Genomic DNA, 15,072 nt, shown 5'->3' on the forward strand with positions numbered 1-15,072 from the left:
AGTAAACAGTTCTGCCAACGACAGAAAACCGCTAGAGCCTGCCCATGACGCACAAGATCATTTTCGACACCGATCCCGGCATCGACGACGCCATGGCCCTGCTGTTCATCGCGGCCAGCCCGGCCCTGGACCTGCTGGCCATCACCACGATCTTCGGCAATTCCGACATCGAGACCACCACCCGCAATGCCCTCTATCTGAAGCAGCGCTTCGGTCTGGCCGCGCCGGTGTTCAAGGGGACCGACAAGCCCCTGACCCGGCCGCGCAACCCCTCGCCCACCTTCGTGCACGGCGAGAACGGCCTGGGCGACGTCGAGCTGACCGGGCTGGTTCCCGCCCAGCCCGAGACCAAGCCGGCCCATCAGGCGATCATCGATCTGGCCCGCCAGCATCCTGGCGAGGTGACCCTGGTCGCGGTCGGCCCACTGACCAATCTGGCCCTGGCCCTGCAGGCCGATCCTGAGGTCGCGACCCTGCTGAAGGCCGTGGTGATCATGGGCGGCGCATTCGGCCTGGCGGGCAAGCCGGGCAATGTCACGCCGGTGGCCGAGGCCAATATCTGGAACGATCCCGAGGCCGCCGACCAGGTCTTCACCGCCCCCTGGGCCCTGACCGCCGTCAGCCTGGACGTCACCACCCAGGTGGTGATGTCGCCGGCCTATATGGACGTGCTGGAGGCCTCGGCCGGCGCCGCCGGCCAGTTCCTCAACGCAATCTCCAAGCCCTATGCGGCCTTCTACGGAAGCCGCGACGGCATCGAGGGCTGCTGCGTCCATGACGCGGCGGCGGTGGCGTTCGTGATCGACCCGTCGCTGTTTACGCTGCGTCGCGGCTCGGTGCGCGTGCTGACCGAGGGCATCGCCCTGGGCCAGACCTGCCTGAAGGCCGAGGGCGAGCTGTTTGGCCCATCGGCCTGGGACGACCAGCCGATCCAGGCGGTGACCGTGGCGGTGGATGAAGCGGGGCTGCTGAAGCTCTATGCCGAGACGATGAAGGCCTAGCCACCGGCCCCTGCGGGCTGCGGCGGGGATAGACTGCGCGCCGTCCCCGGATGGGCACGGGGATTTGAAACCTTCTCCCAGAGGGAGAAGGAGGGGCCCGCGCCGCAGGCGTGGGAGGATGAGGGGTTTGCGAAGCCCTTCCGGACAGGGCACGCCCCCAAGTGCGACAACGGCCACCGGTGTAACCCCTCACCTCCCACGCCTGCGGCGCGGGTCCCTCCTCTCCCTCTGGGAGAGGGTCGATAGAACGGGGACAGGCATGGGCGTTCAGCAAACTTATCCGACGCGCTCAAACCTCCCGTATTCTTGACCCACCTCGTCGCGAGGAAAGGGCGCAAGGCCAGCGACCATTGCGGCGGCGGGGGGTGATCGAGCGGGACTGGGGTCGAGGGGGATACTCGACCGGTCCGGGGACCTGGTTGCTGGCCAGACCCGCCCGCCGTCGGCGTGGATGGGGATCAAGGCGAGTGTTGGTCAGGATTGGCCCCACGCCCCCCGACCTTCGGGACTTCGGGAAACCGAAGCTTCCGGGTTCCGGTAAGGCCCCAACTGGGCCACCCGCTGGGACGCTGACGGATAACGACCACGCGGAGCGGACGGCTTCGTCGAAACGGTAATCTCAATTTCTCATCCGGACGTGGTCCGGACGCTCCGCGACCCTTTCCGATAACTCAGCGAGGCGTCGCGTGAGGCCGAAACCCCGTGTCCGCGGCCCCGCCCCCCTACCGCCGATGCTGCTCGACACCGGCCAGATAGGTCCGCTCCACCACCCGATCATCGCCCAGCACGGTCAGGGCGAACAGCCGGTTCTCCAGGCTGCGGTCACCGCCCAGGCGCCGGGCCAGCAGCGGCGTGGCGGCCAGGTCCAGAACCAGGAAGTCGGCTTCCTTGCCGGGCGCCAGATTGCCGATCCGGTCGCCCAGATCCAGCGCCCGCGCGCCGCCCAGGGTGGCCAGATACAGGGCCTGGAACGGATCCAGCGCCGTCCCGCGCAGTTGGCCCACCTTGTAGGCCTCGCCCAGGGTGTGGAGGATCGAGAAGGTGGTCCCGGCTCCAACATCGGTGCCGATCCCGACCTTGACCCCATGGGCGCAGGCGGTCTCCAGCGGGAACAGGCCCGAGCCCAGGAACAGATTCGAGGTCGGACAGAAGGCCACCGCCCCGCCTGCCTTCGCCAGACGCTGAAAAGCGTCGCCCTGCAAATGGACGCAGTGGGCGAAGACCGAGCGCGGCCCCAACAGGCCAAAGCGGTCATAGACGTCGAGATAGTCGCTGGCCTGCGGAAACAGCGCCGCCGTCTCCTCGATCTCGCGCGGGTTTTCCGACAGGTGGGTCTGCATCCAGACGCCCGGATTTTCCGCCAGCACCTCGCCGGCCATGGCCAGCTGTTCGTCGCTGCAGCTGATGGCGAAGCGCGGGGTGATGGCGTAGCCCAGCCGGCCCTTGCCGTGCCAGTCGGCGATCAGGCCTTGCATGTCGGCGCGGCTGCTCTCGACCGTGTCGGTCAGGCCCTGCGGCGCGTTGCGGTCCATCAGCGACTTGCCGGCGATCAGCCGCATGTCGCGCGCCAGCGCCGCCCGGAACAGCGCCTCGACCGAACCCTTGTGCACCGAGCCGAACACCAGGGCCGTGGTGGTGCCGTTGCGCAGCAGTTCCTTCACAAAGAACTCGGCCGCCTCGGCCGCGTGGACCGGATCGGCGAACGCGGCCTCGGCCGGAAAGGTGTGCTGCTCCAGCCAGTCGAGCAGCTGCGCGCCATGGGCGGCGATGATGTCGACCTGCGGGAAGTGGATATGGGTGTCGATGAAGCCGGAGGTGATCAGCTTGCCGGTCAGGTCCTCGACCGGCGTGGCGCCCAGCAGTTCGCGCAGAGCCGTATAGTCGCCGCAGGCCACGACATGGCCGTCCTCGACCAGCAGCAGGCCGTCGTCGTGGAAGGCGACAGCCTCGTCGGTCTTGGTCGGATCGTCCAGCAGGTGGAGGATCGACGCCCTATAGGCTTGCAACGGCCAGATCCTCGTTGTTGGAAATTCGGGCCGCTTCCAGCCGCATCAGCAGGTCGGCGGCCACCGAGACGGCGATCACCTCGGGGGCCTTGCTCCTGAGATGCAGCAGACCGATCGGACAGGTCAGGCGGGTGAGCGCGGCTTCCGAGAAGCCGTCGTCACGCAGCCGGCTCATGAACCGGGCGCGCTTGGTCTTCGAGCCGATCAGGCCCAGATAGGCAAAGCCGCCGCCGGCCAGTCCGGCCGAGGCCAGGGCGTAGTCGAGGCCATGGTCATGGGTGAAGATCAGGCCATAGGCGTCGCCGCCCGCCCCCATGGCGGCGGCGGCCATCTCGGCTGGTCCGGCCACGGTGACGCCGGGAATGTCGGCGGTCTCGGGCCGGCTATCGAACCAGGACAGCTTGAACGGCAGCGGCGCGAAGGCGCGGGTGACGGCCTGTCCGACATGGCCCGCGCCGAAGACCAGCAGCGGCGGACGCGGGGCGTCGTTGCGTTCGACCAGCTCGTCGCCCAGCGTGGGGCGGGCGCCGCGCGCCGTGGCCTGGGCTCCCGCCAGGGTCACCGGCGGGGCCTCCGAACTGGCGGCGATCGGGGCAACGGTCTTGGTCAGCAGGCCGGGGTTGAAGCGCGTGCGGACCTCGAACGGCTGGGCCGCGTCCATCCGGCGGGCGGCGTCGGTCAGCCAGTCGCGGCTGGCGGCCTCGACCCGCTCGATCAGCAACCTGACCCGGCCGCCGCAGCACTGGGCCAGCAGCGGTCCCAGCGGATAGTCCTGGATGGCGAAGCTGGCCTGAGAGCCGGTCAACATCCTGCGGGCCTGGGTGGTCGCCTGATGCTCCAGATTGCCGCCGCCGATGGTGCCCGACTGGCCGCCCTCCCAGACCACCATCTTGGTCCCGGCTTCACGCGGGGCCGAGCCCTCGGTAGCGAGGACGGTGACCAGGGCGGCGGCGTCGTTGTGCTCGATACGGGCGAGCGCAGCGCGGGCCCAGTTCATCGACCCTCTCCCAGAGGGAGAGGGAGGGGCCCATGCGCAGCATGGGAGGGTGAGGGGTTAAGGTGGCTGACGGCGTGCCGGCACGCCGGCTGGCGGCGTAACCCCTCACCCTCCCACGCCTTCGGCGCGGGCCCCTCCCTCTCCCTCTGGGAGAGGGGACTAAACATTATCCCTCGCCTTCACGTCCTCGACCGCCATCAGGATCGCCTCCGGCGTCGCCGGCGCATCAAGACGCGGCATCACCTTGTGATCGGCCACGCTGGCCACGGCCCGGGTGATCGCCGAAAATACCGAGATCGCCAGCATCAACGGCGGCTCGCCCACGGCCTTGGAGCGGTGGACTGTGGCCTCGACATTGCGGCCGGCCTCCCACAGCTTCACGTCCAGATGGGCCGGACGATCGCCGATGGTCGGGATCTTGTAGGTCGAGGGGGCGTGGGTGCGCAGGCGGCCTTGGTCGTCGAACACCAACTCCTCGGTGGTGAGCCAGCCCATGCCCTGGATGAAGCCACCCTCGATCTGGCCCAGGTCGATGGCCGGGTTCAGCGACCGGCCCACGTCGTGCAGGATGTCGGCCCGCGTGACCTTCATCTCGCCGCTCAGGGTGTCGATGATCACCTCGCTACAGGCCGCGCCATAGGCGAAATAGTAGAACGGCCGGCCGCTATGGGTGGCGCGGTCGTAGTGGATCTTGGGCGTGGCGTAGAAGCCGGTCGAGGACAGCGACACCCGGCCCAGATAGGCTTGGCGGCACAGGTCGTTGAATGGGACCAGTGTGTCGCCGGCCTTCAGCCCCTGCGGCGTGAAGGCAACCTCGGCCTCGGCGCAACCCCACTTGTTCGCGGCGAACACGACCAGCCGGGCCTTGATCGCATTGGCCGCATTGAGCGCCGCCATGCCGTTCAGGTCCGTGCCCGACGAGGCGGCCGTGGCCGAGGTGTTGGGCACCTTGTCGGTGACGGTCGAGGTGGCCTTCACCCGCGAGACATCGACCTGGAACGCCTCGGCGACGATCTGGGCGACCTTGGTGAACAGGCCCTGCCCCATCTCCGTCCCGCCATGGTTCAGCAGGATCGAGCCGTCGGCATAGAGGTGGATCAGGGCGCCGGCCTGGTTCAGGTGCTTGGTCGTGAACGAGATGCCGAACTTCACCGGCGTCAGGGCCAGGCCCTTCTTCAGGATCGGGCTGGCGGCGTTGAACGCGTCGATCTCGCGCTGCCGGGCCTCGTAGTCACAGGAGGCGGCCAGCTCGGCCACCAGTTGCGGCGCGACATTGTCCTCGACGGTCTGGTGATAGGGCGTCAGGTCGCGGCCGGGGTCGCCATACAGATTGCGACGGCGCACCTCCAGCGGGTCGAGACCCGTGGCCTGGGCGACGGCGTCCATCACCCGCTCGATGGCGATCATCCCCTGCGGTCCGCCAAAGCCCCGGAAGGCGGTGTTGGAGACCGTATGGGTGCGGAAACGGTGCGACAGGATCTCGACCGCCGGCAGGAAATAGCAGTTGTCGGCGTGGAACATGGCCCGGTCGTTGATGGCCATCGACAGATCGGTGGTCGCGCCGCACCTCGAGGCCAGTTCCAGCGCGATACCGGTCAGGCGCCCGTCGTCGTCAAAGCCGACGTCATAGCCGACCTCGAAGTCATGCCGCTTGCCGGTCATGATCATGTCCTCGTCACGATCGGGCCGGCACTTGGCCGCGCGGCCAGTCTTGACCGCCACCAGGGCGGCGCCGGCGGCGAACAGCGAGGCTTGCGTCTCCTTGCCGCCGAACCCGCCGCCCATCCGGCGCACCTCGATGGTCACCGAGCTATGCGGACGGTCCAGCACGCGGGCCACCAGATGCTGCACCTCGCTGGGGTGCTGGGTGGACGACCAGACATGGACGTCACCGCCCTCACCCGGAATGGCCAGGGCCACCTGCCCCTCGAGATAGAAATGGTCCTGCCCACCGATGGCGAACTGCCCCTGCAGCCGCCGGGGCGAAGCCGCCAGCGCAGCAGCCGCATCGCCCCGCGCCATGCGCTGGCTGGCCTCGATCTTCAGGTCGGCCTCGCGGGCGGCCTTGATGTCGATGGCGGCGGGCAGCTCGGCATAGGCGATCACCGCCTTCGTGGCGGCGGCGCGGGCGGCGGCGATCGAGGTGGCGGCCACCGCGAACAGGCTCTGGCCGACATAGGTCACGGTGTCGGTGGCGAACAGCTTGTCGTCGTGGATCACGGGGCTGACGTCGTTCTCGCCGGGAATGTCGGCGGCGGTCAGCACCAGCACCACGCCCGGCGCGGCGCGCACGGCCGACAGGTCCATCGCCGTGATGTGAGCGTGAGCCCTGGTGCTGAGCCCGAAATGGACGTGCAGCATCCCCGCAGGCTCGGGCATGTCATCGATGTAGACGGCCGAGCCCGCCACGTGGCGCGTTGCGCTGTCATGCGGCAGCGAGGCGTGGACACCCTGAAAGGCGTCGATCGCCACAGGCGCAGAGGAGTCAGCCATGAGCGCTCTCCGGTTCGACCCGGGTGACAAGGCCTGGAGAGGTGGTCTCGATGAACACCTTGCGCAGCATGTTGCGGGCGGTCAGCGACCGATAGGCCGACGAGGCGCGCATGTCGTTGAGCGGGGTATAGCCGGCATCGATTGCGGCCATGGCCACCTCAATCGTGGCCTGGGTCCAAGGCTGGCCGATCAGCGCCGCCTCGCAGCCGCTCGCCCGCCGGGGCGTGCCGGCCATGCCGCCGAAGGCGATCCGCGCCGAGCTGACGACACCGCCGTCAATGATCAGGGCGAAGGCGCCGCAGACCGCCGAAATGTCCTGGTCGAACCGCTTGGAGAGCTTGAAAACCTTGAAGACAAGTTCGGGCTTTGGCGTCGGCACGATCACCGCCTCGACGAACTCGCCGGGCCGCCGGTCCTGCTTGCCGTAGTCGAGGAAGAAGGCTTCCAGCGGCATCTGGCGCCGCTCACCGCCCCGGTTCAGCACCAGGGTCGCCCCGGCCGCGATCAAGGCCGGCGGCATGTCGCCGATCGGCGAGCCATTGGCGATGTTGCCGCCGATCGTGCCGCTGTTGCGCACCTGGGTCGAACCCAGCCGTCGCAACATGGCGCCAAGTTCGGGATAGAGCCCGCCAAGCGTCTCCATGGCGTCGACATAGCGAACCCCCGCGCCGATCCAGACCCCGCCGTCAACGGCCTCGATCCGCTTCAGTTCGGCGACCTGGCCGATGTCGATCAAGAACTCCAACGGCCTGCGCTGCTTGGTGACCCACAGGCCCACATCTGTCGCGCCGGCCACGATCGTGGCGTGTGGATGCTCGACGAAGGCTTGGGCCAACTGGTTAAGCGACCTGGGCGCCAGCCAGCGGCGCGTGACGCCCTGCACGGGATCGTCGTGCGACAGGTCCAGCATCGCCCCGTCGTCCAACGCCGCCAGATCCGCCGCCACATCGGGCGCGGCCTCGGCTTCGACACCCTTGGCGACCTCAATGATCGGACCATAGCCGGTGCAGCGGCACAGGTTACCCGCCAGCATCTCGGCCGGCGGCGCGTCTGTTCCCTTGGCCGCCACGGCCTTGGCGTACAGCGACATCACGATGCCTGGCGTGCAGAAGCCGCATTGCGAGCCGTGCCTGTCGACCATGGCCTGCTGCACGGGATGCAAGGCGCTATCCTTTGACAGACTCTCCACGGTCATCAGAGCCTTGCCGTGCAGCATGGGCAGGAACTGGATGCAGCTGTTCACCGCGCGCCAGGCGACACCATCGCCATCGGCCTCGCCCACCAGCACCGTACAAGAGCCGCAATCCCCCTCGGCGCAGCCTTCCTTGGTCCCCGTGCGCCGCAGATCGCCGCGCAGGTGCTCCAGCAGGGTGCGAGTCGGATCGGCGCCGCGCACCTCTTGCACCTGACCATCGAGAAGGAAGCGGATCCTGTTGTCCGATTTTTGCGCCTGGGGCATCAGCTGCCCCGATAGGTGGAATAGCCGTAGGGCGAGACCAGCAACGGCACGTGCCAGTGTTGCCCGGTGTTCGACACCGCGAAGTCGATGACCACGACGTCGAGAAATGGCGGATCGGTCACGGCTGCGCCGGTCACCTTAAAGTACGCACCGATCGAGAACGCCAGGCGATAGCCGCCAACGGCGAGGTCCTCTCCGGCGATCAGCCGCGCACGACCGTCGGCGTCTGTGCGGATTTCCGAGAGCAGGACCAGACCATCTCCCTCGCGGCGCGACACACGCACCAGAACCTCGGCCGCCGGCTGCCCCGTCGCCTGATCGAGGATATGGGTCGTCAGTCCGCTCATGCCCTGCCCTTTCAAGCTCAACCGGCCAATGCTCGGCCCGCCCGCGCGCCCTGTCCAGAGCCATGCGCTGCAAGGGATCCTGCCTGCGCCCGGCGCTGTCGAACGCGGCGGCCGGCGCCCGCAAGTCGAGCACTATATAATAGATCTATTACTTACGGGAGTTCGGATTCGGCTATGCAGATGTGACCGCTACCCTAAAAAATATCCCTATCTGGCGCATAGGGTTGGCAATGCCCCGCCATCCCCGGTAGCTAGACTCGACGATCCGCGAGCCAGACGGATCGCGCCAAGATGCCTGCGCAGACGCCAAAGAGGACCAGTCCATGGACGAGGATTTCCGCAAAGCCGCTCTGGACTATCACCGTCTGCCGCGTCCCGGAAAACTGGCGATCGAAGCCACCAAGCGCATGGCCACCCAGCGCGACCTCGGCCTGGCCTATTCGCCGGGCGTCGCAGCGCCCTGCGAAGCGATCGCCGCCGATCCCGACAAGGCCCGCGACTACACCGCCCGCGGCAATCTGGTGGCCGTGATCTCCAACGGCACTGCCGTACTGGGCCTGGGCAATATCGGCCCGCTGGCGTCCAAGCCGGTGATGGAGGGCAAGGCCGTTCTGTTCAAGAAGTTCGCCGGCATCGACGTGTTCGACATCGAGGTCGACGCCGAGGATCCCGACAAATTCATCGAGGTTGTCGCGGCCCTGGAGCCCACCTTCGGCGGCATCAACCTTGAAGACATCAAGGCCCCCGAGTGCTTCATCATCGAGCGCAAGCTGCGCGAGCGGATGAAGATCCCGGTGTTCCACGACGACCAGCATGGCACCGCCATCGTCTGCGCCGCCGCCGTTCGCAACGCCCTGCTGGTCCAGGGCAAGTCCCTGACCGACGTCAAGCTGGTCACCTCCGGCGCTGGCGCAGCGGCCCTGGCCTGCGTCGACCTGCTGGTGTCAATGGGCCTGCCGGTCGACAATGTGACCCTGACCGACATCAAGGGCGTTGTTTACGCCGGCCGCGACGACGACATGCTCGACAACATGGCTCGCTATGCGCGCCAGACCGACGCCCGCGCCCTGTCGGAAGTGCTGGCCGGCGCCGACATCTTCCTGGGTCTCTCGGCGCCGCGCGTCTTCAAGGCAGAGTGGTTGCCGCTGCTGGCGCCCAATCCGCTGATCCTGGCCATGGCCAATCCCGAGCCGGAAATCCTGCCCGAACTGGTGACCGCAGCCCGTCCTGACGCGATCATGGCGACCGGCCGCAGCGACTATCCCAACCAGGTCAATAACGTCCTGTGCTTCCCGTTCATCTTCCGGGGCGCGCTGGACGTCGGCGCTTCGGAAATCAACGAAGCCATGAAGGTAGCGGCCGTTGAGGCCATCGCCGAACTGGCCAGGGCGGAAGCCTCCGAAGTGGTGGCCAGCGCCTATGGCGGCGTCGCCCCGATGTTCGGCTCGCAATACATCATCCCCAAGCCCTTCGATCCGCGCCTGATCCTGCAGATCGCGCCGGCCGTGGCCCGCGCTGCCATGGACAGCGGCGTCGCCACCCGGCCGATTGCCGATTTCGACGCCTATCGCCAGGAACTGGAGTTGTTCGTCTATCGCTCGGGCCAGCTGATGCGTCCGCTGTTCGAGCGAGCGCGCAAGGCGACCAAGGCCTGCGCCGAGACGGGAGGCATTCGCGTGGCCTATGCCGAGGGCGAGGACGAGCGCGTGCTGCGCGCTGTCCAGACCGTGCTCGACGAAGGCCTGGCCAAGCCGGTGCTGATCGGCCGGCGCGAGACCATCATCGCTAAAGCCGCTGAAATGGGGCTGCGCCTGGACTTCGACAACCGCGTCGAGATCCTCGACCCCGCCGCCGACACCGCGCTGTTCGCGCCGCTGGTCGATCGCTATCGGAGCCTCGTCAGCCGCCGTGGCATCCCGCCCTTGGCCGCCGAGCGCCGGGTCACCACTCGCCGAACGGTGTCTGCCTCCATGCTGCTGCAGGCTGGCCATGTGGACGCCGCCCTGGTGGGCGGTTCCGGCGACTGGTGGCAACACATGACCTATGTGCTGCCGATCATTCCCAAGCGCGAGGATGTCGATCGGATCTACGCCCTGTCAGCCCTGATCCTCGACAACGGCACGCTATTCTTCTGCGACACCCATGTGAACGTTGACCCGACCGCTGAGCAGGTCGCCGAAATGACGCTGCTGGCGGCCGAGTCCGTGCGGCGCTTCGGCCTGACGCCCAAGGCGGCCCTGCTGTCGCACTCCAGCTTCGGGGCGTCGAACTCGCCGACCGCCCGCAAGATGCGAGACGCCCTGGCCATTGTGCGCGAAAGGGCGCCCGAGCTTGAGGTCGACGGCGAAATGCACGCCGACGCCGCCCTCTCCCAGGCCTTGCGCGACAGGCTGGTGCATGACAGCGCCTTGAAGGGCTCGGCCAATCTGCTGGTCATGCCCACGCTCGACGCCGCCAATATCAGCCTGACCCTGCTCAGCGCCGCCACCGAAGGCCTGCTGGTTGGGCCCGTCCTGCTGGGCATGAGCCAGCCGTTGCATGTGCTGACGCCCAGCGTCACCGCGCGCGGCATCGTCAATTTGACCGCCCTGGCGGTCAATCAAGCGGCTGGCGAGCGGGCGATCCAGGCCTGAAATCAAGACGCAGAAAGGCCCCGCGCGAAGTCGATCGCCGTCCTAGGGACGGAAGCGACTTCACGCGGGGCCTGATCTCAGACCGAAAGGACGAGTGGACGCGTCTCGCACGCCCACTCGTGCTCAAGAATTCCTAGAGGATGCGCAGGTTGCCGGCCGAGGTCTTGCCCGAGCGGCGGTCCTGTTCCAGTTCGTAACCGACTTGCTGACCTTCGTTCAGGCCGCGCAGACCGGCGCGTTCCACGGCCGAGATGTGCACGAAGATGTCGCCGCCGCCGTTGTCAGGCTGGATGAAACCAAAGCCCTTGGTGGTGTTGAACCACTTCACGACGCCGGTGCCGGCTTCGCCGCCACCGCTGGGTGCGCCGCCGCCGTAACCGCCGCCACGGGGTGCGTCATAGCCACCGCCGCGCGGCGCATCATAGCCACTGCGGGGCGAGTCAAAGCCACGCGCGGGCGGGCGACGCGGCGCCGAAGGGGCTGCGCCCTGGCCGGTTACGCGCAGATTGCCGGCCGAGGTCTTGCCCGAGCGGCGATCTTCTTCAAGTTCATAGGCGACCTGGTCGCCTTCGTTCAGGCCCGAAAGGCCCGACCGTTCAACCGCAGCAACGTGGACAAACACGTCTTCGCCGCCGTTTTCAGGCTGAATGAAGCCAAAGCCCTTGGCCGGGTTGAACCACTTAACGACACCGTTCGCCATCTTATCCTCAAAAACCTATTTCGCGGACCAGTTGCCGACCCACGCCTCGATAGCTTCTCATGACTCAAATCAACAGATCGCGCCATGGGCTTTCAGCGAAGATTCTGCGGAGAGCCCGGCCAGAATCAAGAAAAATTCGCTTGTGAGGAGATGTTCGGCCAGACCGGGGCCAAACTGCCAGACGGATACGCCACACCAAAGCAGCAGAAACGGGCAATTGACGCAATCTTGGGTGCGGGGACAGGATTTGAACCTGTGACCTTCAGGTTATGAGCCTGACGAGCTACCGGGCTGCTCCACCCCGCGGCGAAGTTGGTAGTTGGTGATCGTGAGGTAGGGGGACTTTGAAGTACGACTTGATTGGCATCCTTTTAGCGGACCTGGCGGCGACCTACTCTCCCGCGCCTTGAGACGAAGTACCATTGGCCCAGGGGGACTTAACGACCGAGTTCGGAATGGGATCGGGTGGGGAACCCCCGGCATAGCCACCAGGTCAGCAAAAAGGATGCGTGCAGAACGTTTTGAGGCGTTCTGGTTATATCAAGTCGAAGAAGACATCGTATGTCTGAGCTCTACAAAGAGCATTTGCATAGGTTTGGCTGAAGAACGATCAAGCCTATCGAGCTATTAGTACCAGTAAGCTACACGCCTCACAGCGCTTCCACACCTGGCCTATCAACGTGGTGGTCTTCCACGGCTCTCAGCGAGACCTTGTTTTGAGGTTAGTTTCCCGCTTAGATGCTTTCAGCGGTTATCTAGTCCACACTTAGCTACCCTGCTGCACAGCTGGCGCCATGACAGGTCCACCAGAGGTGTGTCCATCCCGGTCCTCTCGTACTAGGGACAGATCCTCTCAAGTCTCGTACACCCACGGCAGATAGGGACCAAACTGTCTCACGACGTTCTGAACCCAGCTCACGTACCACTTTAATCGGCGAACAGCCGAACCCTTGGGACCTGCTCCAGCCCCAGGATGTGATGAGCCGACATCGAGGTGCCAAACTTTGCCGTCGATATGGACTCTTGGGCAAAATCAGCCTGTTATCCCTAGAGTACCTTTTATTCGTTGAGCGATGGCCCTTCCACGCAGGACCACCGGATCACTATGGCCGACTTTCGTCTCTGCTCGACTTGTCAGTCTCGCAGTCAGGCGGGCTTATGCCATTGCACTCGACGACCGATTTCCGACCGGTCTGAGCCCACCATCGCGCGCCTCCGTTACACTTTGGGAGGCGACCGCCCCAGTCAAACTGCCCGCCACGCCATGTCCCGGACCCGGATAACGGGCCGCGGTTAGACGTCAACAACAATAAGGGTGGTATTTCAAGGATGGCTCCACCGAGACTGGCGCCCCGGTTTCATAGCCTCCCACCTATCCTACACATGTTGTTGCTAACGCCAAGGCGAAGCTGCAGTAAAGGTTCATAGGGTCTTTCCGTCTGACCGCGGGAACCCCGCATCTTCACGGGGAATTCAATTTCGCTGAGCCCATGCTGGAGACAGTGGGGAAGTCGTTACGCCATTCGTGCAGGTCGGAACTTACCCGACAAGGAATTTCGCTACCTTAGGACCGTTATAGTTACGGCCGCCGTTTACCTGGGCTTCAGTTCGCTGCTTGCACAACTCCCTTTAACCTTCAGGCACCGGGCAGGCGTCAGACCCTATACGTCGCCTTACGGCTTCGCAGAGCCCTGTGTTTTTGATAAACAGTCGCTACCCCCTGGCCTGTGCCACTCTACTCTGGTTGCCCAAAGCAGAGTCACGCTTATCCCGAAGTTACGCGTGCAATTTGCCGAGTTCCTTCAGCATGGTTCTCTCAAGCGCCTTGGTATACTCTACCTGCCCACCTGTGTCGGTTTCGGGTACGGTCTCCGTTGGAGTTATTTCCAGGGACCTGTTCACTGCCCAGAACAATCCAATAAGCCCAGACAATTTACCAGATCCGTCACTTCCAACTGGTTCAGGAATATTCACCTGATTCCCATCGACTACGCCTTTCGGCCTCGCCTTAGGGGCCGACTAACCCTGCGCAGATTAGCTTTACGCAGGAACCCTTGGGCTTTCGGCGAGAGTGTCTCTCACACTCTTTATCGCTACTCATGTCAGCATTCTCACTTCCGATACCTCCAGCAAGGCTCACGCCTCACCTTCAACGGCTTACGGAACGCTCCGCTACCGCGTGCAGTAAACTGCACACCCATACCTTCGGCGTCTGGCTTGAGCCCCGTTACATTTTCCGCGCAGGTTCGCTTGACCAGTGAGCTGTTACGCTTTCTTTAAATGATGGCTGCTTCTAAGCCAACATCCTGGTTGTCAAAGCAAACCCACATCGTTTCCCACTTAGCCAGAACTTGGGGGCCTTAGATGATGGTTAGGGTTGTTTCCCTTTTCACGACGGACGTTAGCACCCGCCGTGTGTCTCCCGGATAGTTCTCTTGGGTATTCGGAGTTTGATTAGAATTGGTAGAGATCGCTCCCCCCGCATCCATTCAGTGCTCTACCCCCCAAGGAATACGTCCGAGGCACTACCTAAATAGTTTTCGCGGAGAACCAGCTATGTCCAGGTTTGATTGGCCTTTCACCCCTATCCACAAGTCATCCGAGAATTTTTCAACATTCACCGGTTCGGTCCTCCAGTAAGTGTTACCTTACCTTCAACCTGCTCATGGATAGATCACCTGGTTTCGGGTCGTCATGCGACGTACTTATTCGCCCTATTCAGACTCGCTTTCGCTGCGCCTACACCTAACGGCTTAAGCTTGCACGGCACATGAAGTCGCTGACCCATTATACAAAAGGTACGCCGTCACCACGCTCGGTGGCTCCGACTGCTTGTAGGCTTCCGATTTCAGGATCTGTTTCACTCCCCTTGTCGGGGTGCTTTTCACCTTTCCCTCACGGTACTTGTTCACTATCGGTCATTGAGGAGTACTTAGGCTTGGAGGGTGGTCCCCCCATGTTCAGACAGGATTTCACGTGTCCCGCCCTACTCGAGTCTGTCGCTATTTGACGCTTACGGGGCTCTCACCCACTATGGCCGACTTTTCCAAGTCGTTCAGCTTTATGTCACGACAGCACTGGCCTGGTCCCGGTTCGCTCGCCACTACTACGGGAGTCTCGGTTGATGTCCTTTCCTCCAGGTACTGAGATGTTTCAGTTCCCTGGGTTTGCTTAATGGAGCCTATGTATTCAGCCCATTATACCTCTTCTGACCAACCCACTACGTATTCGGCCGAAGCCGAAGACAAGTGGAGTGACCATAAAGGTGGGTTTCCCCATTCGGAGATAGCCGGATCAAAGGGTGCTCGCGCCTCCCCGGCTCTTATCGCAGCGTGCCACGTCCTTCATCGCCTCTCAATGCCAAGGCATCCGTCAGAAGCCCTTATGCGCTTGATCGTTCTCAGCAAAACCCATGCGCTTACCGTCTAGGGACGGC

General features: G+C 64.6%; 8 protein-coding genes, 1 tRNA gene, 2 rRNA genes and 1 pseudogene. 2 read left to right on the forward strand and 10 right to left on the reverse strand.

Annotated features, from left to right (window positions below):
- The first annotated feature begins 44 nt into the window (after positions 1–44).
- Complete coding sequence (locus ACN2C7_RS15150) at positions 45–1,001, forward strand: nucleoside hydrolase (protein WP_419317883.1); 957 nt, start codon at positions 45–47, stop codon at positions 999–1,001.
- 722 nt (positions 1,002–1,723) lie between these two features.
- On the opposite strand, the gene guaD is transcribed toward ACN2C7_RS15150, so the two are convergent.
- From guaD to uraH, 5 genes are all read right to left on the reverse strand, one after another.
- The gene (gene guaD, locus ACN2C7_RS15155; RefSeq protein WP_419317885.1) at positions 1,724–3,007 is read right to left on the reverse strand and encodes a guanine deaminase; all 1,284 of its coding nucleotides are present in this window, start codon (positions 3,005–3,007) and stop codon (positions 1,724–1,726) included.
- The gene (gene xdhC / locus ACN2C7_RS15160; RefSeq protein ID WP_419317886.1) at positions 2,994–4,004 is read right to left on the reverse strand and encodes a xanthine dehydrogenase accessory protein XdhC; all 1,011 of its coding nucleotides are present in this window, start codon (positions 4,002–4,004) and stop codon (positions 2,994–2,996) included. The genes guaD and xdhC overlap by 14 nt, the downstream gene beginning before the upstream one ends.
- 159 nt (positions 4,005–4,163) lie before the next feature.
- The gene (xdhB, locus tag ACN2C7_RS15165; protein ID WP_419317888.1) at positions 4,164–6,497 is read right to left on the reverse strand and encodes a xanthine dehydrogenase molybdopterin binding subunit; all 2,334 of its coding nucleotides are present in this window, start codon (positions 6,495–6,497) and stop codon (positions 4,164–4,166) included.
- Positions 6,490–7,956, reverse strand: coding sequence for a xanthine dehydrogenase small subunit (xdhA, locus tag ACN2C7_RS15170; RefSeq protein ID WP_419317890.1), 1,467 nt, complete (start codon positions 7,954–7,956; stop codon positions 6,490–6,492). Before xdhA ends, xdhB begins: the two co-directional genes overlap by 8 nt.
- On the reverse strand, positions 7,956–8,303 hold the full coding sequence (gene uraH / locus ACN2C7_RS15175; protein WP_419317892.1) for a hydroxyisourate hydrolase: 348 nt from the start codon (positions 8,301–8,303) through the stop codon (positions 7,956–7,958). The genes xdhA and uraH overlap by 1 nt, the downstream gene beginning before the upstream one ends.
- A gap of 323 nt (positions 8,304–8,626) precedes the next feature.
- Between uraH and ACN2C7_RS15180 the strand changes: the two genes are divergently transcribed.
- Positions 8,627–10,936, forward strand: a complete 2,310-nt coding sequence (locus ACN2C7_RS15180; protein ID WP_419317894.1) for an NADP-dependent malic enzyme — start codon at positions 8,627–8,629, stop codon at positions 10,934–10,936.
- Positions 10,937–11,069: 133 nt separating this feature from the next.
- Here the strand turns inward: ACN2C7_RS15180 and ACN2C7_RS15185 are convergent, their stop codons facing one another.
- The 5 genes and pseudogenes from ACN2C7_RS15185 to ACN2C7_RS15205 all read right to left on the reverse strand — a co-directional run bounded on the left by ACN2C7_RS15185 (position 11,070) and on the right by ACN2C7_RS15205 (position 15,032).
- Positions 11,070–11,264 (reverse strand): cold-shock protein, encoded by a 195-nt coding sequence (locus ACN2C7_RS15185; RefSeq protein WP_233206781.1) that lies wholly within the window; start codon positions 11,262–11,264, stop codon positions 11,070–11,072.
- 168 nt (positions 11,265–11,432) lie between these two features.
- Positions 11,433–11,636, reverse strand: a pseudogene (locus ACN2C7_RS15190) (cold-shock protein); the annotation flags it as partial.
- Positions 11,637–11,865: 229 nt separating this feature from the next.
- A tRNA-Met gene (locus ACN2C7_RS15195) sits at positions 11,866–11,942 on the reverse strand.
- A 72-nt stretch (positions 11,943–12,014) separates the two neighbouring features.
- Positions 12,015–12,129, reverse strand: a 5S ribosomal RNA gene (gene rrf / locus ACN2C7_RS15200).
- Between the two features lie 113 nt (positions 12,130–12,242).
- Positions 12,243–15,032, reverse strand: a 23S ribosomal RNA gene (locus tag ACN2C7_RS15205).
- Positions 15,033–15,072: the final 40 nt, after the last annotated feature.

It is taken from the genome of Caulobacter sp. ErkDOM-E (assembly GCF_048541895.1).
Classification (GTDB): Bacteria; Pseudomonadota; Alphaproteobacteria; order Caulobacterales; family Caulobacteraceae; genus Caulobacter.